The 19391-nt window shown below is 68.9% G+C and carries 18 protein-coding genes; 9 read left to right on the forward strand and 9 right to left on the reverse strand.

Annotation, left to right across the window (positions count from 1 at the left end):
- Positions 1-215 precede the first annotated feature (215 nt).
- Positions 216-494 carry a hypothetical protein gene (locus CSW64_RS05420; RefSeq protein WP_099621149.1) on the forward strand — a complete coding sequence of 93 codons (279 nt, stop codon included), beginning with the start codon at positions 216-218 and terminating at the stop codon, positions 492-494.
- Between the two features lie 51 nt (positions 495-545).
- Here CSW64_RS05420 and CSW64_RS05425 read toward each other — a convergent pair whose 3' ends face one another.
- Genes CSW64_RS05425 through CSW64_RS05440 form a run of 4 tightly spaced genes read right to left on the reverse strand, consistent with a single transcriptional unit; the run spans position 546 to position 3300 of the window.
- The gene (locus tag CSW64_RS05425) at positions 546-1187 is read right to left on the reverse strand and encodes a DUF1190 domain-containing protein (protein ID WP_099621150.1); all 642 of its coding nucleotides are present in this window, start codon (positions 1185-1187) and stop codon (positions 546-548) included.
- A gap of 5 nt (positions 1188-1192) precedes the next feature.
- Complete coding sequence (locus CSW64_RS05430; RefSeq protein WP_099621151.1) at positions 1193-1606, reverse strand: DUF350 domain-containing protein; 414 nt, start codon at positions 1604-1606, stop codon at positions 1193-1195.
- A 21-nt stretch (positions 1607-1627) separates the two neighbouring features.
- Positions 1628-2275 carry a YjfK family protein gene (locus tag CSW64_RS05435; protein WP_099621152.1) on the reverse strand — a complete coding sequence of 216 codons (648 nt, stop codon included), beginning with the start codon at positions 2273-2275 and terminating at the stop codon, positions 1628-1630.
- Between the two features lie 2 nt (positions 2276-2277).
- Positions 2278-3300: a potassium channel family protein gene (locus CSW64_RS05440; RefSeq protein WP_172448461.1), complete on the reverse strand. Its 1023-nt coding sequence runs from the start codon at positions 3298-3300 to the stop codon at positions 2278-2280.
- Between the two features lie 316 nt (positions 3301-3616).
- On the opposite strand from CSW64_RS05440, the gene CSW64_RS05445 reads away from it, so the two are divergent.
- From CSW64_RS05445 to pgsA, 7 genes are all read left to right on the forward strand, one after another.
- Positions 3617-4063, forward strand: coding sequence for a YjfI family protein (locus CSW64_RS05445; RefSeq protein ID WP_245863838.1), 447 nt, complete (start codon positions 3617-3619; stop codon positions 4061-4063).
- Between the two features lie 16 nt (positions 4064-4079).
- Entirely contained in the window at positions 4080-4829 is a 750-nt protein-coding gene (locus CSW64_RS05450) for a PspA/IM30 family protein (RefSeq protein ID WP_099621155.1), read from the forward strand.
- 2 nt (positions 4830-4831) lie between these two features.
- Complete coding sequence (locus CSW64_RS05455; RefSeq protein WP_099621156.1) at positions 4832-5995, forward strand: glutathionylspermidine synthase family protein; 1164 nt, start codon at positions 4832-4834, stop codon at positions 5993-5995.
- Between the two features lie 50 nt (positions 5996-6045).
- Positions 6046-7920 (forward strand): excinuclease ABC subunit UvrC, encoded by a 1875-nt coding sequence (gene uvrC, locus CSW64_RS05460; protein ID WP_216361237.1) that lies wholly within the window; start codon positions 6046-6048, stop codon positions 7918-7920.
- A gap of 77 nt (positions 7921-7997) precedes the next feature.
- Positions 7998-9167: a serine hydrolase domain-containing protein gene (locus CSW64_RS05465; protein ID WP_099621157.1), complete on the forward strand. Its 1170-nt coding sequence runs from the start codon at positions 7998-8000 to the stop codon at positions 9165-9167.
- 125 nt (positions 9168-9292) lie between these two features.
- The gene (locus tag CSW64_RS05470; RefSeq protein WP_099621158.1) at positions 9293-10690 is read left to right on the forward strand and encodes a globin-coupled sensor protein; all 1398 of its coding nucleotides are present in this window, start codon (positions 9293-9295) and stop codon (positions 10688-10690) included.
- A 32-nt stretch (positions 10691-10722) separates the two neighbouring features.
- Positions 10723-11352: a CDP-diacylglycerol--glycerol-3-phosphate 3-phosphatidyltransferase gene (gene pgsA / locus CSW64_RS05475; RefSeq protein WP_099621159.1), complete on the forward strand. Its 630-nt coding sequence runs from the start codon at positions 10723-10725 to the stop codon at positions 11350-11352.
- 65 nt (positions 11353-11417) lie between these two features.
- On the opposite strand, the gene CSW64_RS21930 is transcribed toward pgsA, so the two are convergent.
- The 5 genes from CSW64_RS21930 to CSW64_RS05495 form a co-directional block, all read right to left on the reverse strand.
- Positions 11418-11576, reverse strand: a complete 159-nt coding sequence (locus CSW64_RS21930) for a hypothetical protein (RefSeq protein ID WP_172448462.1) — start codon at positions 11574-11576, stop codon at positions 11418-11420.
- A 294-nt stretch (positions 11577-11870) separates the two neighbouring features.
- Entirely contained in the window at positions 11871-12848 is a 978-nt protein-coding gene (locus CSW64_RS05480; protein WP_099621160.1) for a beta-propeller fold lactonase family protein, read from the reverse strand.
- Between the two features lie 13 nt (positions 12849-12861).
- The gene (locus CSW64_RS05485; protein ID WP_099621161.1) at positions 12862-13755 is read right to left on the reverse strand and encodes a pirin family protein; all 894 of its coding nucleotides are present in this window, start codon (positions 13753-13755) and stop codon (positions 12862-12864) included.
- A gap of 13 nt (positions 13756-13768) precedes the next feature.
- A complete protein-coding gene (locus tag CSW64_RS05490) occupies positions 13769-15136 on the reverse strand; it encodes a tetratricopeptide repeat protein (protein ID WP_150131338.1) in 1368 nt (455 codons plus the stop codon).
- Complete coding sequence (locus CSW64_RS05495) at positions 15117-15614, reverse strand: Lrp/AsnC family transcriptional regulator (protein ID WP_099621163.1); 498 nt, start codon at positions 15612-15614, stop codon at positions 15117-15119. The genes CSW64_RS05490 and CSW64_RS05495 overlap by 20 nt, the downstream gene beginning before the upstream one ends.
- A 142-nt stretch (positions 15615-15756) precedes the next feature.
- Between CSW64_RS05495 and CSW64_RS05500 the strand changes: the two genes are divergently transcribed.
- Positions 15757-19188, forward strand: coding sequence for an indolepyruvate ferredoxin oxidoreductase family protein (locus CSW64_RS05500; protein WP_099621164.1), 3432 nt, complete (start codon positions 15757-15759; stop codon positions 19186-19188).
- Positions 19189-19391 lie beyond the last annotated feature (203 nt).

Consider the following 19391-nt stretch of genomic DNA (forward strand, 5'->3'; position numbering starts at 1 on the left):
GTCTGGCGGCAGGGCGTAGTGCGACTGGTTATCAGATGCAAGAGATTCTAAGAATCATTCTCAAGATAGAGTTCTCGATGTGATGTCGATCCGCGCCGTGTGTGGAACGTTCGTTTTGAGAGAATTTGTTTCAAAAGAAACTTTAGGTTGCATACCCGAGAGGGCGCCGCTCTTCTGAACTCAGCGCGCAAAAGCGCTCATCTTGGGAGGAGCGTATGATCAGCAAGGTCAAGGTGATCGCCGGAGCGGCGATCCTCGCTTTCATGGGGTCGGCCAGCCAGGCTCAGGGCTACGATCCCAATCTGACCGGCTACCACTACGTCTATTACGCCGATGCGGCGAAGACGATTCCGCTGGGCGAGGTCTCCGACCGCGGCTGCGGCGGCTGGGGCGAGCACAGGTTCGTCCTGCGGGCCTACGTTCCGTCGCCCTACTACGACACCACGGAGATCTTCTACTGCGGCGACGGCGGCATGGAGCCGCCCTGGTGGTGATCTGAAGAGGGGCCGCCCGAGCGCCGGGCGGCCCCTAGTCCTTGAGGTCGATCAGCCGCCGTAGCCGCGGCCGCCGCCGCCGAAGCCGCCGCGGGACACCACCGACGTCCGGCTCTGAACGCGGGCCGGCGCCTTCTCGAGGCCGTAGTCGCTGGCCTTCACGGACGTCTTGCCGGTGCTGTAGTCGCGATAGACGTATCCGCCGCCGTAGCCGTTGCCGTAGCGGGCCTCGCAGGAGCCGTTGGAATAGCGGTACGTGCATTCCCGGTAGAGCGGGCGGGTCCCGTAAGACCGGCCGTCGCTGAGCAGCTGGCCGATGACGAAGCCCGTCACCAGCGGGGTGAAGAACGACCCCGAGCCGGAGTTGTTCACCTGGCACTGCCCGGACCCCCAGCTGTTCTCGCACTCCTCCTTGGTCCAGAAGCGCGGGGCCGTGCTGGCGGCCTGCTTCTGGGCGTCGGCGAAGGCCTTGTCGCACTGGTCGGCGGACAGCTTGCCCTCGGTCTTGCACTCGGCCAGGGAGGTATAGGCTGAGGCCGTCTCCACGGCTGAGTTGAGCTGCGACGAGGGCGTCGATGAATCGCAGGCGGCGAGCGTGAAGCTGGCCGTGGCCATCAGGCCGCTGACGTGGAGGACCCGAGAGCGCTTCAGGCGGCGCGGCGTCGTGGCTTCTGGCGCGTTTGGCTGGGACATGGCGGTCAGGCCGTCATGCAGGCGGCGTTCAGCAGCCCGATGCAGATGGACACGGAGGCCATGTACAGGCCGGCCGCGATCTCGCCGGCCTCGATCCGCGCGACGAAGTTCCGGAACGCCAGGCGGCTGATGACGACGAAGGCGACGACCTGGATCACGCCGGCCAGAACCGCCCAGGCGGCGAACTCGGGCAGGCTGACGGTGTGCGACAGCGCCGACGCCAGGGGCAGGACATAGCCGATCAGGGCGCCGCCCAGGGTGATCGCGGCGGCCGGGTTGCCCTCCCGGATCAGGGAGCGCTCATGATAGGGCGTGACCCACTGGTAGATGATTTTGAACGCCAGGGTGAAGATCCCCGCGGCGGCGAAGGCGATCAGGAAGGCGACGGCGCCCTGCTGAAACGCGAACCAGTCAAACATGGAAACTCTCCCAATGCGCGCTCAGGCGCGGAACTCGGCCATCTCCAGCGGGATGCCGATCATGATCTCGTGTGTGGTCTCGCCGCCGTCCGGCTGCTGCTCCAGGGCCAGCATCAGTTCGCGTCCGCTCGACAGCTCGCGGGCGAACAGCATGCAGGTCTGGAAGATCTTCGCGTAGGGGCGGATCGCGGCGCGGTCGTCCCAGATGGTCTCCCAGAGGGTGACCGGCGGCTGGATGGCGTCGCTTTCCGAGAACCAGAACCGCGGATAGTCCGAAAGGTCTTCGGCCGCGCCCCGGAACACCGGCTCGGACAGGCGGTCCCGCCAGACCCGCCGCTCCCGCTCGCTGGAAGGGTAGGCCGAGCGCCAGGGGATGAAGAGGCTGAAGTCGTAGCTCTCCTCGCCGGCCGCATCGTCGCTCATCGCCTGCAGCATGATGTGGTCGTCGGTGTAGAAGCGATGGACGAACTGGCCGCTGTCCAGGGTGATCAACCCCTGGGCGGTGATGTCCAGGGCGTCGCGGTCCAACGCGAACACGGTCTCGTCGCCCAACCGTCGCCAGGCGAGCGGATCCAGCGCGACGGCGCGGCCGACGGTGATGTCGCGCACTTCCGCCAGCCGGCGCTCCGGCTCGTTGTTCTTCTTGCCGCCGAACAGCTTGCCGAACATGCCTAGGCCTCCGCCAGCGCCCGGGAGTCCAGGCGCGCGCTGGCGACATAGAACAGCCGGTCGCCGGTGGATACGAGCGTGTCGGGGCTGGGGTTGAAGCGCGGCTCGGTCTGCCCCGCCGGCTGGAGCGCCAGCAGGGTCGCGCTGCGCTCCCACAGCCGGCGCGTCAGTTCGCCGGTCGGCCGCTGGGCGCTGTCCCAGGTCAGGCTGAACAGGGTCGCGCCCTCGTCCAGGTGGCTGGTCAGGGCGCCGATCACCTGGCTCGCCCCAGGGTCTGAGGCGGCTCGGGCCAGCAGCTCGGCGCCCGAGGCCACGACCACTTCTACGGCCGGGCAGTGCTGGGCCAGCAGCCGGGCGTTGTCGGTCTCTTCGAAGAAGCAGACGATATGGGCCGAGGGCGAGGCCACGGCCGCCGCCGCCAGGGTCGCCGCCAGGGTGTCGGCGTCGCTGGACGCATAGACCAGGATGCGGTCCGCCGCCGCCGCGCCGGCGCGGGTCAGCGCCGCGGCGGAGGTCAGGCTTTCGCTCTGCACGTAGCGGACGCGCGGATCGGGCTCGAGGATGGTCTGGCGCGTGAGCAGGATGAGGGTCCGCCCCGGCGTCTCCTCGGTGCACAGCTCGTCGATCATCTTCGGCGTGCGCGCCGCGTCATAGCCGATCAGGAGGATGCTGCCGGTCATCCTTGAAAAATCTCCTTTGCCCGCCCGTCGGGCGCGCCAGACGTCGCCGATCGAGCCGAGCACCTTGGCGACCACGGTGGTGAAGGCGGCGATGGCGCCCGGGAAGACCCAGAGCGCCGTGATGAGCCGGCCCGCCGATCCTTGCGGACTGATGTCGCCATAGCCGACGGTGTAGGCGGTGGTCGCGTACCAGTAGAAGAAGTCCGCCGGCGCCTGGAGCTTGGTTTCGTCGGCGATCGACAGCATCAGCCATGAGGACGCCGCGTGGAGCACGATCAACCCGGCCAGCATGCGCCAATGCATGTCGGCCGCGGCGTGGAGCGCCCGGTCGAAAACTTGCGCCAATCTGATGCGCGCCAGCACCATCACCCTTCCCCTTGATATAACACTGGTCGAACCGCCTAGCCGAAGTCAAGCGTTCATGTTACGCGTTACATGAAACATGCCCAGATCAACGTCCAACACCGCGAATGACCGCATCCGGGCCTGGCGACAGGCGCGGAAGGCGGCCGGAATGGTGAAGATCGAGATCTGGGCCCCGGAGTCCGCTCGAGAGGACATCAAGGCGGCGGTCCGGGCCATCGTTACAGAATCCACGAGGGCGCCCGAGCTGCGTCCCCGTCCCAGTCGTTCGACTTCCCGCTCCGGAGCAGACCACAAGATGGACGCCGTGATTGAAACCCCCTGGACCGTGCCGACCATAAAGGCGGCGCTGGAGACCTCCGACCTCGTGCGCGACGGCGAGATGACCGTCCGGGTGCTGGAGGGCGCCGAGCCGGTGCTTCTGGCGACGATGCACGAGTACGGAGACCTGCCGATCTACCTCAGCGTCGGCGGGGCCCAGATCGTCTGTTCGGTGTTGCTGTGGCCGGTCGCCGAGCAGGGCAACCGCGCCCAGTTCAACGAGTTCCTGCTGAAGGCCCAGCGCGTGGTGCCGCTGTCGAACTTCGCGATCACCACCATCGGCGACGAGGACATTTATGAGCTGATGGGCGAGCTGTCGTGCAAGACCACGCTCCAGACCATTCTCATCGAGCTGCGCACCCTGGCCGAGAACGCGATCGACGCGACCGAGCTGCGCGAAACCTTCGCGGCCGACGCCGCCTGATTTCGGAAGATCCCCCATGTCCATGCTGAGAAAACTGTCCGCCCTGTTCCGCGGAACCGCGCATGACGCCGCCCAGAATGTGGTCGACGCCAACGCGCTGAAGATCCTCGACCAGGAAATCCGCGACGCCGACAACGCCCAGGGCAAGGCGCGCGACGACCTCGCCGGCCTGGTCGCCCGCCGCCGCATGGCGGAAAGCGAGATGCAGAGCTTCCTGGACCAGATCGGCAAGTACGAGAGCTCCGCCCGCGCCGCCCTCGACCAGGGCAAGGAAGACCTGGCCCGGGAAGTCGCCCAGCGCATCGCCGATATCGAGACCGAGATCGACAAGCGCGGTCCGATGATCGAGGACATGAAGACGGCCGAGGCTCGCCTGCGGTCGGCCATCGCCGCGACGGACCAGAAGATCGAGACGCTGCGTCGCGAGATCGACATCGTGAAGGTCAACGAGTCGGTGCAGCGCGCCCAGGCCTCGGTCGCCCTGAACTCCGCCGGCGCCCAATCGCGGATCGGCTCGGCCGCCGACAGCCTCCAGCGCATCAAGCAGCGTCAGGCCGTTCAGGAGGAGAAGCTGCGCGCCGGCCAGGAGCTGGAGGACAAGCGCACCGGCGCCGACCTCGACGCCAAGCTGCGCGACGCCGGCATCCTGCCCGGCCAGGCCTCGGCCGACGACGTGCTGGCGCGTCTGAGCCGGCGCGAGGAGGTGACGGTCGTCACCCCGCGGATCGGCCAGTCCGTCTCGTCCAAGGACAAGGACCCCGCCTGAGTATGGAGCGTCTGCGTTTCGATCCCCGGCCCGACTGGGACGCCAAGGCCCAGGCCGTCGGCTTCACCTGGCGGCACGACGACGGAAAGCTCTACTGGGACGAGTCGGCGGCCTACGCCTTCTCGCTCGAGGAGATCGAGGAGGGAATCGAAGCGCCGACGGCCGAGCTGCAGGGGCTCTGCCTCGATCTGGTCGCCGAGGCGGTCCAGTCGGAACGCCTGATGGAGCAGCTGGAGATCCCGGAGGCGATGCGCGACTACGTCTCCGACAGCTGGCGCCGGAGCGCGCCGTCGCTCTACGGCCGCTTCGACTTCGCCTATGACGGAACCGGGCCGGCCAAGCTCTACGAGTACAACGCCGACACCCCGACCAGCGTCTACGAGACGGCGGTGTTCCAGTGGCTCTGGCTGGAGGACCAGATCGCGGCCGGCGTTCTGCCGGCCGACGCGGACCAGTTCAACAGCCTGCACGAAAAGCTCGTCGACCGGTTCAAGACCATCTTCCCGAACGGCGGCTTCGTCCATTTCAGCTCCGACGCCGACTTCGTCGAGGATCGCCAGACGGTGCGGTTCCTCGAAGATCTCGCGCGCCAGGCCGGTCTGGACCCGCAGTTCGTCGCCATCGACCAGATCGGCCTGAACGCCGACGGCCGCTTCGTCGACCACGAGAACTGGCTGATCAGCGCGATCTTCAAGCTGTATCCCTGGGAGCAGATGCTCCGCGACGACTACGCCGCCCCGCTGCCGGGCGCGGAGGTGGCCGTGCTGGAGCCGGCCTGGAAGAGCATCCTGTCCAACAAGGCCATCCTGCCGCTGCTCTGGGAACGGCACGCCGGCCACCCCAACCTCCTGGAAGCCTATTTCGAGGACGACCCGAAACGCGCGGCGTTGGGCGACAGCTATGCGCGCAAGCCGCTGTTCTCCCGCGAAGGCGCCAACGTCGAGCTGGTGGACGCGGGCGTCAGCGCGGGCATGGACGACGGCGGCTATGGCGACGGCCGGCACATCCTCCAGGCGTTGCGGCCGCCGCCGAATTTCGACGGGCAGCACGTGATCATCGGCTCCTGGCTGGTCGGGAACGAGCCCGCCGGCATCGGCCTGCGGGAGGACCCGGGCCGGGTCACGCGCAACACCTCGCGGTTCATCCCGCACTTCATCCGCGGCTAGGACGTGATCGGCCCCGCGCATCGCGCGGCCGACTCTCCTATATTCGGCCTGTGACCGATGACGCCGTCCCTTCCTCCGCCGAGACCGCCCTGTCGGGCGCGGCGCTGATCGCCGACCACGCCAGGCGGCTGCCGGATTCGCCCGGCGTCTACCGCATGATCGGCGACGACGGCGAAGTGCTGTACGTCGGCAAGGCGCGTTCGCTGAAGAAGCGGGTCGTGCAGTACGCCCAAGGGCGTTTCCACACCAACCGTATCGCCCACATGGTCGACCTGACCCGGGCCATGGAGTTCGCCCAGACGCGGACGGAAGCCGACGCGCTGCTGCTCGAGATCAATCTGATCAAGACGATGAAGCCGCGCTTCAACGTCCTGCTGCGCGACGACAAGAGTTTCCCCGAGATCGTCATCCGGCGCGAGCATCCGGCTGCGCAGCTGCGCAAGCATCGCGGGGCGCACACCATCAAGGGCGACTACTTCGGCCCGTTCGCCAGCGCCGGGGCTGTGAACCGCACCCTGAACACCCTGCAGAAGGCCTTCCTGCTGCGATCCTGTTCGGACAGCGTCTACGAGAGCCGCACCCGGCCCTGCATGCTGCACCAGATCCGCCGTTGTGCGGCTCCCTGCACAGGCCTGATCGCGCTGGACGACTACGGCAAGCTGGTCGAGGAGGCCGAGGCCTTCCTGCGCGGCAAGAGCCGGGCGGTGATGGGCCGGATGTCGCAGGAGATGCAGGCCGCCTCGGACGACCTGGAGTTCGAGCGGGCGGCGCGGCTGCGGGATCGGATCCGGGCGCTGTCGGCGGTGGCCGCCGAGACCCAGGTGAACCCGGAAAGCGTCGAGGAGGCGGACGTCTTCGCCCTGCACGCCGAGGGCGGCCAGGCCTGCGTCCAGGTGTTCTTCTTCCGCGCCGGCCAGAACTGGGGCAACCGCGCCTACTTCCCGCGCGTGGACAAGGCCGACACCGACGCCGAGGTGATGAGCGCCTTCATCGGCCAGTTCTACGACGACAAGCCGATCCCGCGGCAGGTTCTGGTCAACGTCCTGCCGCACGAGCACGAGCTGTTCACCGAGGCCTTCTCGATGAAGGCCGGGCGCAAGGTCGAGATCGCTCGTCCGCAGCGCGGCGAGAAGAAGGGCCTGGTCGACCAGGCGGCGCTGAACGCGCGCGAGGCCCTGGGCCGCAAGATGGCCGAGGGCTCGGCGCAGTCGAAGCTGCTGGCCGGCGTGGCCGAGGCTTTCGGACTCGAAGCGCCGCCGGAACGGATCGAGGTCTACGACAACAGCCACATCATGGGCACCAACGCCATCGGCGGCATGGTCGTGGCCGGGCCAGAGGGCTTCGAGAAGAACCAGTACCGCAAGTTCAACATCAAGGGGACCGAGCTCACCCCCGGCGACGACTACGGCATGATGAAGGAGGTTCTGCGCCGCCGCTTCTCGCGCCTCGTCAAGGAGGAGGAGTCCGGCGACGACAGCGCCCGCCCGGATCTGGTGCTGATCGACGGCGGCCAGGGCCAGCTCGACGCGGTGCTGGAGGTGATGGCCGATCTGGGCGTCGACGACATCGCGGTGGTCGGAGTGGCGAAGGGCCCGGACCGCGACGCGGGGCTGGAGCGGTTCTTCATCCCGGGCCGCACGCCGTTCATGCTCGAGCCGAAGTCGCCGGTGCTCTACTACCTGCAGCGCCTGCGCGACGAGGCGCACCGCTTCGCCATCGGCGCCCACCGCACCCGGCGCACCATGGAGATGAAGCGCAATCCGCTCGACGAGATCGAGGGGGTCGGGCCCGGCCGCAAGAAGGCGCTGCTGCATGCCTTCGGCTCTGCTCGCGAGGTCGGCAAAGCCACGGTCGAGGACCTGATGAAGGTCGACGGCGTCAGCGCCGCCCTGGCCGAGCGGATCCACGCCCATTTCCGCAAGTAACGACGTTACCGTTCCTTAAGTTGGCGGCCCTGGCGCCGCTGCTACGGTCTCGCCCTGACAAATGGGGGGAGAGGATCATGACTCTGACGCGGCGCGGCGCCTTTGCAGGGGTGATCGGAGCGGCGGGCGCCCTGGCCGCGGCCCGGGCGACGGCTCAGCCGGCGGGCGGCGGCAAGGACTGGTCCGGCCTCGACGCCATGGCGGCCAAGGTCGTGGCCGACGGGCTGACGCCGGGCCTGACCCTGGCCTTCGCCCGGCGCGGGGAGATCCTCTTCTCCAGGGCCTACGGCTCGGCCAATCTGGAGACGGCGACCCCGGCGACGACGCGCAACATCTGGAAGATCGGCTCGGTGACCAAGCAGTACACCGGCGCGGCCTTCCTGCTGCTGCAGGAGGACGGCAAGCTGTCGGTGGACGACAAGCTCAGCCGCTTCCTGCCGGACTTCCCGCTCGCCGACACCGTCACCCTTCGGCAGATGCTCACCCATACCTCGGGCCTGGGCAACTACACCAACAAGCCGAGCCTGCGGGCCTTCCTCCAGGACGCTCGGCGGGACTACGACCGCGCCGAACTCCTGGCCGAGATGAAGACGACGAACCCGATGAAGCGGTTCGAGCCGGGGGAGGCCTGGGCCTACAGCAACACCGCCTACGTCCTGCTGGGCCTGGTCATCGAGACCGCCTCGGGCATGCCCTGGGCGGAGTTCATGAAGACCCGCCTGTTCGATCCGCTGGGACTGTCGAACACCGCCGTGGACGACGCTGCGGATATCGTACCTGGCCGCGTCTCCGGCTATTCCGCCAAGCCGAAGGGCGGTTGGAAGAACTGCTCCTTCATCTCGATGACCTATCCGGGCGCGGCTGGCGCGATCCGCTCGACGCCGGAGGACATGTGCCGCTGGCACGCCGCGCTGCTGGGCGGGAAGGCGCTGAAGCCCGAGAGCCTGAAGACCATGCTGACGCCCGGACGGACTTCCAAGGGCGAGCTGCCGATCTCGCTAACCGGAAAGGACAAGACCCCGGTCCGCTACGGCTTCGGCCTGAACATCGGCGAGGCCGACGGCCGGACCATCGTGTCGCACGGCGGCGGCATCCAGGGTTTCTCGTCCTCGCTGCACAGCATCGTCGACACCGGTTTCACCGTGGCGATGGTGGTCAACTGCGACGGCCAGCCGGAAGGGCCGGACCGGCTCGGTCCGGCGCTGCGCGAAATCCGAATGCAGGCCGACAAGGTGTCGCTGGCCTGACAGTCCGATCAGGGGGGCGGCGAGACCGGCGTTCTGCCGATAGTTGGGCGATCGCTTCCGAAATTAAGGCGGAGCTAACCGTACGGATCGTCTGGGTATCCCCGCGTCAGTGCGAGGGCTTTCAGATGTCGACCCAGGATCAGCAGCTCAGCGAGCGCCTCGCGTTCATCGGGCTGGACGCTGAGGCGCGTCGGGCTCTGAAGGCGGAGGCCGCCTTCGTCGACGCCGTGCTGCCGGCGATCCTCGACCGCTTCTACGACACCATCCGCGCCACGCCGGAGACCCGCCGCTTCTTCCGCAGCGAGGACCATATCCGCGGCGCCCACGGCGCCCAGCGCAAGCACTGGAGCCGCATCGCGCAGGCCGAGTACGACGCCGGCTACGTCGACAGCGTCCGCGCCATCGGCCAGACCCACGCCCGCATCGGGCTGGAGCCGCGCTGGTACATCGGCGGCTATGCGGTTGTGCTCGAAGGCCTGGTCAGGGAGGCCCTGACCCGCGACTGGCCGGGCAAGCCGCGCTTCGGCCAGAAGCCGGTCGGGCCGGAGAAGACCAGCGAGCTGGTCGGGGCTCTGATCCGGGCGGCCATGCTCGACATGGACTTCGCCATCTCCATCTATCTCGACGCCGCCGAGGAGGCCCGTCGCGAGGCGCTGCGCCAGGCCGAGGTCGAGCGTCAGCAGATGCTTCAAGACCTGGCCGATCGCTTCGAGGGGGCGGTCTCCGGCATCGCCGAACGGGTCGCTTCGGCGGCCTGCCAGCTGGAGGCGACGGCGCGCTCGATGGCTGAGATCGCCGGCCAGACCAGCGACCGCTCCACCCGCGTGGCCGCCGCCGCGCAGCAGGCGACGAGCAACGTCTCGATGGTCGCCGCCTCGACCGAGCAGATCGGCGCCTCGGTGGCGGAGATCGCCGGCCGGGTGACCCGTTCCAGCGTGATGACCGACGAGGCCGTGGTTCGGGCCCAGGCCGCCAACGAGACCCTGGGCCAGCTGGCCGCCTCGGCCGAGACGGTCGGCGCCCTGGTCAGCCTGATCTCCGAGATCGCCGCCCAGACCAACATGCTGTCGATCAACGCGACCATCGAGAGCGCCCGGGCCGGGGACGCCGGCAAGGGCTTCGCCGTGGTCGCCGACGAGATCAAGCGCCTCGCCGCCCAGACCGCCCGCACCGCCGAACAGGCGCGCGACCAGATCGGCGGCATGCAGCGGATCGCCCGCGAGTCGGCCGGCGCCATCGAGGACATCCGCCGGATCATCGAGGACCTGGCCGGAGTGTCGGCCGCCATCAAGGACTCCGTCGACGAGCAGGCGGCCACGACCCGCGACATCGCCCGCAACACCCACGAGGCCGCCACCGGCGCCGAGGCGGTCTCGCGCGACATCGTCATCGTCCATGACGCGGCCAAGCATACCGGCCAGAGCTCCAGCGAGGTGGTCGCCGCCTCCCAGGCGCTGGAGCGAGAGGCCGACAGCCTGCGCGAGGCGGTGGACGGGTTCCTGGTCAGCGTGCGGGCGGCATAGCCTTATGGGCGCAATCGTCGGATAAGGGGCGGATGAAACAGCTCCCCAACCTGATGACCAGCCTGCGCCTGGCCCTGACCATCTTCGTGTTCATGGCCATGATCGCTCTGTCCGCGCGACCGATCCTGATCTGGGCCTACGGCTCGGGGATCGACGTCCGGACGCTGCAGGTCGGGCTCTACCAGTTCGCCTTCTGGGGCTTCATCGTCGCGGCGATCACCGACTTCCTCGACGGCTGGCTGGCGCGGAAGTTCGACGCCACGAGCACCCTGGGGACCATCCTCGACCCGATCGCCGACAAGGTGCTGGTCGCCGGCGCCGTGATCGGCCTGACCGCCATGGGCGCCTGGATGGTCGGCCTGGCCGGCGGCCTGATCCTGTTCCGGGAGTTCGCGGTCAGCGCCATGCGCGAGGTGCTGGCGCCCAAGGGGCTGAAGCTGCCGGTCACCCTGCTGGCGAAGTGGAAGACCACGTTGCAGCTGGTCGCCCTGACGGTGCAGCTGTTCGTCGGCGGCTGGGAGATCTGGGGCCTGCCCAAGGATCCGGAGCTGATGGCCCGCGCCTCGGTCGGCGCCGACGTGCTGCTGTGGCTCGCCGCCGCGGTGACGGTCTGGACGGGGCTGGAGTACGCCCGGTCGGCGCGCAAGGCGCTGGCGGGGTAGGGCGGGCCGCCCACGAAGGACGTCTGGTCGGCGCCGGCCTGAGCTTTCCTCATGCCGGACCGGGGTTATTCCGCCGCCAGCAGCATCCGCAACGGCGGCGCGTCGTCCTCGACGACCTCGGGGTCGGTCGGGCCGAACAGCAGCCAGTCGGTCTCGGCCTCTTCGTCGCGCTCGGCGCGCATCAGGCGCGCGATCAGACAGGGGCCGACGCCTCGGAGAACCATCCTCGCCTCCAGGATTCTCATCAGAAAATGAGAATGACTTGCAATCTTGGCTCTGGCAAGGCGGGGGTTGGGGTGAGCTGAGGGACATGCTCCCGCAGGGGGCGTGTCCCTGCATGCGGCGATATCGGGGACACGCACCTTCGGAGCATGTCCCCTTCCAACCACCCGTCATCCTCGGACTTGTTCCGAGGGCCCATGAACACGGACGATGGTGATGTCGCGCCCGTCCGTCCGCCTCACCGCGCATGGGTCCTCGCGACCAGCGCGAGGATGACGGAAAGAGAGGAGCGCCCCCTACGGCGCGACGCCCAGGCCGTCGCCGTTCTTGCCGGCGGGCAGGCGGCGCAGGACCTTGCCGGTCTTCATGTCGATCTCGGCGATCTGGTCGCGGCCGGTCTCGGCGGCATAGAGCTTCGAGCCGTCCGGCGAGAACAGGATGGTCACCTGGCCGGCGTCCCGCGTCCCGCTGACTGGGATGGTGCGGCGAACCTTGCGGGTTGCGCGGTCGATCTCGCTCACCGTGCCCGCGACCAGGTTCGAGGTGACGACCGTGCGGCCGTCGGGGCTGATCGCCACCCGGATGGCGACCGGATCGATGGCGACCTCGGCGACCGGTTTCAGCGTCGCCGTGTCGATCACCTGGACCCGCGGCGCCTCCAGGTCGCCGACCCACAGCTCCCGGCCGTCGGGCGACAAGGCGATCCCTTCCGGCTTTCCGTTCACGGCGATGTCGGCCAGCTTCTTGCCGGCGTTGGCGTCGATGACGCTGACCGTGCCGGAGTTGATGTTGGCGACATAGACGCGGGATCCGTCCGCGGTCGTCGCGGCCATGTGCGAGCCCTGCTGGTCGGTGGCGACGGCGCTGACCTTGCCGGTCTCTGGATCGACGATGGTCAGGGTCTTGCTGCCCTCGGTGGTGGCCAGCAGCCGGCCGTCCTTCAGCCAGATCAGCCCATGGGGCCGGGCGTTCGGGGCCAGGTCGATCCGCTTCAGCGCCTTGGTCGAGGCCACGTCGAAGACGTCGATCGTCGTCCCGCCGTAGGCGACCACCGCCGCGCGCTTGCCGTCCGGCGAGACCGCGACCTCGTGCGGCCATTTCGCCGTCGGAACGCGAGCGCGCTCCTGGCCGGTCTTCAGGTCGACGAAGCTCACCGTGTCCTCGCCCTTGTTGCCGATGATCAGCGTCGCCGCCCAGGCGGAGCCGGCCATGATGACTGGAATGGGGGCGACGAGGGGCAGGGCGACCAGCAGGGCGCGGGCGAGACGATGCATGAGAGGCTCCGTATCAGGACATAGGGTTGGCCGGCGGGGCCGGCTCCGGCAGGGGGATGAACTCGCCGTTGTCGAGGTCGGGCAGCTTCATCCGGCCGCCGCGCCAGTCGGCCTTGGCCTGTTCCAGCCGATCCTTCGACGACGACACGAAGTTCCATTCGATGAAGCGCGGACCCAGCGGCTCGCCGCCCAGCAGCATCACGGTCGAGGGTTCCAGCGCCTCGAACACGATGGTGTCGCCCGGCGCGAACACGGCCATCTGGCCGACCTTCAGCGTCTGGCCGGCGACCTCGACGCTGCCCTTGGCGACATAGGCGGCGCGTTCGCTGTACTCGGCCGGCAGGTCGGCGCGCGTGCCCGTCTCCATCTCCCAGTGGACATAGAAGGTCGGCGAGAACACCGGCACGGAGGCCTTGGCGCCGTAGGCCTCGCCCGCCACCAGCCGCGCCTTCAGCCCGCCCGACTCGTAGAAGGGCAGCTCGTTGTCGCCTTCATGGTGCGAGAACCGAGGGTCGATCTCTTCCTGCTCGGTCGGCAGGGCCAGCCAAGTCTGGATGCCGTCCATCCGGCCGCCGTGCTCGCGCAGGTCCTCGAACCGCTCCGAATGGGTGATGCCGCTGCCGGCGGTCATCCAGTTCACCTCGCCGGGGCGGATGACGATCTCCGAGCCGACGCTGTCGCGGTGGGTCATCGAGCCTTCGAACAGGTAGCTCAGGGTCGAAAGGCCGATGTGCGGATGCGGGCGCACGTCGACGGTCCGGGGAAAGCCGGGCGCGAACTCGGCCGGTCCCATGTGGTCGAAGAAGATGAACGGGCCGACCATCCGGCGGGCGTGGAAGGGCAGCACGCGCCCGACCTCGAACCCGCCCAGGTCCTTGCGCCGCTGGTCGATGATGAGGTCGATCATGCTCTGTCTCCGCTTACGGCAGGGCGAGCTTGAAGATCGCTGCGGGGCGGGCGACGCCCTCTCGGCGCTTTCCGTCCGCGGTCCAGCCCGCCCATTGGCTGTTCCCGACGAAGATGTAGGCCGCCTCGCCGACGGCGCCCAGCGCCAGGTCGTCCATTCCGGGCAGATTGGCGGCCAGGACGCGAACCTGTTCGATCGATCGGCAGTCAGGGCTGAGCCGGATCGACAGGATCCGCTGCGGGGACGCTCCGTTCTGGGTGGCGATCAGCTCCCAGGGGCGGGCGGGGCCGCTGCCGACCTTGCGGACGTCCTGGTTGGAGTCCCAGGCCAGGCCGTCGATCCCCGCCAGGGCCGCGTCGGCCTTGGTCAGGGGCGTGACGGCGCCGGTCTTGGTGTCGATGCGATGCAGCCCGGTGCTGTAGTCGGCGACCACCAGCGCGTCGCGGCCATGGCAGACGGCCATGCCCTGCGGCGAGGCGATCTCCCTGGAGCTCACGAACAGCTCGGGGGTCTTCGCGCCCGGCGCCAGGCGCCAGAGTCCCCCGCCGGCGGCGTCGCTGGCGTAGATCGGCGCTCCGTCGGCGACCCGGCCGCCGATCGCGATGTCGCCGACCGCCACGTCGCCCAGCTGGTGTGGCCTGCCGTCGTCGGGCAGGGGGAAGCGGCCCAGGATCGATCCGTCGCGGGTCGAGACCTTGAGCAGGCCCGTCCGTTTGGCCCCCACGCCGCCTGGCAGGCCCTCGCCCCAGGCTTCGGCGATCCAGAGGGCGCTCGCGCTTCCGTCCACGGCCATGCCGAACAGGCCGCCGGTGTCGGCGTCGCCCTTCAGGAAGGGGCGGGCTGCGCCGTCGTCGTCGATGCGGACGATGGTGCGGGCGGCGACGGCGCTGACCAGGTAGTCCTCGCCGACGGGATCGCTGAGGACGGCGACGCCCTCGGCGAGGAAGGCCGGGTCGGCGAGCGTCGCGATGGGGTGCAGTTGGCCGGCCGGTTGCCGATTGGCGGCCAGCTGCGTGGCGACCGGCGTGAAGCCGGGCAGGTCGACGAGGGTGCGAAGCGCCGGATCGCCGGCGACGTCGAGGGTCAGGCCCAGGCGGGCGTAGGCCTCCAGATGGGCCAGCGCCTCCTGCGGCTTGCCGGCGGCGACCTCGACCCGCGCCAGCCGCACCAGGGCGCCGGGCAGGGTCGGATAGAGGGCGAGGGCGGCTTCCAGCCGGGCTTCGGCCGTCGCCAGGTCTCCGGCCTGAGCCGCGGCGCCGGCCTCCTTCCGCAGGCGCATCGACTGTTCGAGGCGGCTTTCGGATTCAGAGGGCGCGGCGGCCGAAGTCAGGAGCAGGGCGGCGAGCGCCGCCCCGGCGGTCCTAGCCGTGCGGGCTGACATAGGGGCTGACCATGCCGAGCGGGACAGCCGTGGTGTTCTTGACGCCCCGGATGACGATCCGGCTCTCGATGTTCGAGACCAGGCCCAGCGACAGGATCTTGTCGCGCAGGAAGTCGTCGAAGGCGTGCATGTCGCGGGTGACGATCCGCAGCTCGTAGTCGGCGGCGCCGGTGACGGTGGCGCACTGCACGACCTCGGCCCAGCGCACGATGCTGGTCTCGAACTGCTCCAGGTTCTCCTTGGTCGGCAGCGACAGCTTGACGGTGCAGTAGACCTCGAAGCCGAGACCGAGCTGTTCGCGATCCAGGATGGTGACGCGACGCTGGATGATTCCCGCATCCTCCAGGCGCTTGATGCGCCGCCAGCAAGGGCTGGACGACAGGCCTACTCGCTCGGCGATCTCCGCGACCGAGAGGCTGGCGTCGTGTTGGATGAGATCGAGAATCTTTGCGTCAACCGCGTCTAGCTGCTCCGACAAACCTTTTCCCCCCAAATGGGCCGTTCCGCGCCCTGATCTTGCCGAACGAGACGGCTGAAGGGGCACGGCTTTGGCAAGCAATTTCACCGTACTTATATGATCTTGCAACCGTGGGCATCCCCGCGGGAGGAAAGATTTTTCAATGCGGCACCAAGATGTGACGCTCGACGACAAATATCTGCTCGAAGATGGCCGCGCCTTCATAACCGGCGTGCAGGCTCTGATCCGGGTGATGCTCGATCGTCGGCGCCTCGATTCGCGCGAGGGGTTGAACACCGCCGGATACATCTCCGGCTACCGCGGTTCGCCGCTGGGCGGGCTCGACCAGCAGGCCGCCCGCGCGGGCAAGCTGCTGAAGGCCCATGAGGTCGTCTTCCAGGAAGGCCTCAACGAGGACCTGGCCGCCACCGCCGTCTGGGGCAGCCAGCAGGCCAACCTGTTCCCGGGCGCCAAGTACGACGGCGTCTCGGCGATGTGGTACGGCAAGGCGCCGGGCGTGGACCGCACCGGCGACGTCTTCAAGCACGCCAATTTCGCCGGCGTCATGCCCAAGGGCGGCGTCCTGGCCGTGGCCGGCGACGACCATAACTGCAAGTCCTCGACCCTGCCGTCGCAGTCGGAGTTCGCCTTCCAGGACTTCGAGATGCCGGTGCTCTCGCCGGCCGACGTCCAGGAGGTGCTCGACTACGGCATCCTGGGCCTGTCCATGTCGCGCTTCAGCGGTCTGTGGGTCGGGCTGATCGCCCTGGCCGACACCATGGACAGCGGCGTGACCATCGACGTCTCGCTGGATCGCCACAGGATCGTCGTCCCCGACAACTTCCCGATGCCGCCGGGCGGGCTGCACATCCGCACGAAGGATCAGCCGCTGGAGAAGGAACTGCGGCTCCGCAACCACAAGATTCCCGCGGCCCTGGCCTTCGCCCGCGCCAACGGCATCGACCGCGTGGTCCTGGCCTCGCCGCGCCCGCGCCTGGGCATCGTCTGCCAGGGCCAGGCCTACAAGGACGTGCTCGAGGCTTTCCAGGCCATGGGCATCAGCCTGGAGGAAGCGGCCGACCTGGGCGTGACCATCTACAAGGTCGGCATGCCCTGGCCGCTGGAGCCGCAGGGTCTGCGCGCCTTCGCCGCCGGCCTCGAGACCCTGATGGTCATCGAGCACAAGCGGGCGCTGATCGAACCCCAGGCCCGCGCCGCCCTCTATGACCTGCCCGCGCACGCGCGCCCGAACATCATCGGCAAGCGCGACGAGCACGGCCAGCCGCTGATGGAGGAGACCGGCTCGCTGTCGGTGGCGGCCATCGCGCTGGACCTCTACGACCGCCTGCCGGCCGGCCCGCACAAGGAGCGGGCCCAGGGCTACATCGACCGCGTGTCCGCCTCGGGCGTCGCGGCCGTCAGCCTGGCCGCCGACCAGCAGCGCAAGCCCTTCTTCTGCTCGGGCTGCCCGCACAACACCTCGACCCGGGTGCCGGAGGGCTCGCGGGCCCTGGCCGGGATCGGCTGCCACTACATGGCCAGCTTCAACGACCCGACCACCGACCTGAACACCCACATGGGCGGCGAGGGCCTGACCTGGGTCGGCGCGGCGCCCTTCACCCAGGAAAAGCACGTCTTCCAGAACCTGGGCGACGGCACCTACAACCACTCGGGCTCGCTGGCGATCCGGGCGGCGATCGCGGCCAAGGCCAACATCACCTACAAGCTGCTGTTCAACGACGCGGTCGCCATGACCGGCGGCCAGCAGGCCGAGAGCGGCTTCACCCCGGCCCAGATCACCCGCCAGCTGGCGTCGGAAGGCGTGAAGCGGACGGTGATCGTCGTCGACGACGTCGCCCGCTACGAAGGCGTCGCCGGCCTGGCCCCGGGCGTGGAGATCTACCCCCGCACCGACCTGATGAAGGTCCAGCGCGAGCTGCGCGAGACCGAGGGCGTGACGGTTCTGCTCTACGACCAGACCTGCGCCACCGAGAAGCGCCGTCGCCGGAAACGCGGCACGATGGCCAAGGCCCCGCAGCGCGTGTTCATCAACCCGCTGGTCTGCGAGGGCTGCGGCGACTGCTCCAAGAAATCGAACTGTGTCTCGGTCGAGCCGCTGAACACCGAGTTCGGCCGCAAGCGCAAGATCAACCAGTCGACCTGCAATCAGGACTACAGCTGCGTCGACGGCTTCTGCCCGTCCTTCATCACCCTGGAGGGCGCGCAGAACGCCACCCGGACGAAGATGGCGGCGCTGACCGCCGATTCGACGCCGCTGCCGGAGTTCGAGCCGCTGGAAGGCGTGCGCCGGATCCTGTTCACCGGCATCGGCGGCACCGGCGTGACGACCGTCGCCTCGATCCTGGCCATGGCCGCCCACGTCGACGGCCGCGCGGCCAGCGTCGTGGACATGACCGGCCTGGCCCAGAAGGGCGGTTCGGTGTTCAGCCACGTGAAGATCGGCGAGCACGAGGACACCGTCGTCGGCGGCCGCGTGCCGGCGGCCTCGACCGACGTGCTGATCGCCTGCGACCTGCTGGTGGCGGCGAGCCCGGAGGGCCTGGCGCTGTTCAGCAAACAGGTGACCCGCGCCTTCGGCAACGCCGACTTCTCGCCGACGGCCGATTTCGTGACCAACCGCGACGTCCGCTTCGACACCGCCCAGATGGCCCGCCGGGTCACGGCGGCGACCAAGTCCTATGAGGCCTGTCCTTCGCAGGCCCTGGCCGAGCACAAGCTGGGCGACGGCATCTACGCCAACATGATCATGCTGGGCTTCACCTGGCAGAAGGGCGTGATCCCGGTCTCCAGCCGCGCGCTGTATCGGGCCATCAAGCTGAACGGCGTCGACTACGAGTCCAACCTGCAGGCCTTCGAGGTCGGCCGGAAGGCGGCGCTCGATCCCGACTTCCGCGGCCAGCCCGAGGACAGCGTCGCCACGCCCGAGACCCTGCCGCTGGACGAGTTGATCGCCAAGCGCACGGCCGAGCTGACCGCCTACCAGGACGCCGCCTACGCCGACCGCTACGCCCAGCGCGTGGCCCAGGTCCGGTCGGCGGAAGCGGCGGTCGGCGGCGAGGAGCTGACCCGCGCCGTCGCGGTGAACCTCTACAAGCTGATGGCCTACAAGGACGAGTACGAGGTCGCCCGCCTGTACACCGACGGCCGTTTCTCCAAGGAGTTGGCCGGGACCTTCAAGGGCGGCAAGGCCAAGGTCTGGCTTTCGCCGCCGCTGATCGCCCCCAAGGGACCGGACGGCAAGCCCAAGAAGATCGCCTTGGGCGGCTGGATGCTCGACCTGGTCTTCCCGACCCTGGCGAAGATGAAGGGCCTGCGCGGCGGCGCCCTGGACATCTTCGGCAAGACCGAGGAGCGCCGGATGGAGCGCGGGCTGATCACCGCGTACGAGGCCCAGCTCGACCGCATCCTGGGCGGCCTGGACGCCGCGCGCCTGCCTCTGGCGACGCGCATCGCCCAGGTCCCGCAGGCGATCCGCGGCTTCGGCCACGTCAAGGAAGCGGCGGTGAAGACGGCCAAGGCCGACGAAGCCGCCCTCTGGGCCGAATGGGAGGGCGCCGGCAAGGCGGCCGCCTAGGACCAGATCAGCGGCAGCCTGGATCGGCTGGTCTTCCGCCGAAGGTCCCCGCGAAGGCGGGGACCCAAGCGGCGCTTCGGATTCGCCCGTCCCGCCCGGAGCCCTCCGCGGCGGCCCTACCCGCCATAGGACCCACCCTCGGGAGGCTTCGTCCACCTGGGCGCCGTCCACTTGGGCTCCACCCAAAAGGGCCCGGTCCGTGG

This window comes from Caulobacter mirabilis (assembly GCF_002749615.1).
GTDB lineage: Bacteria > Pseudomonadota > Alphaproteobacteria > Caulobacterales > Caulobacteraceae > Caulobacter > Caulobacter mirabilis.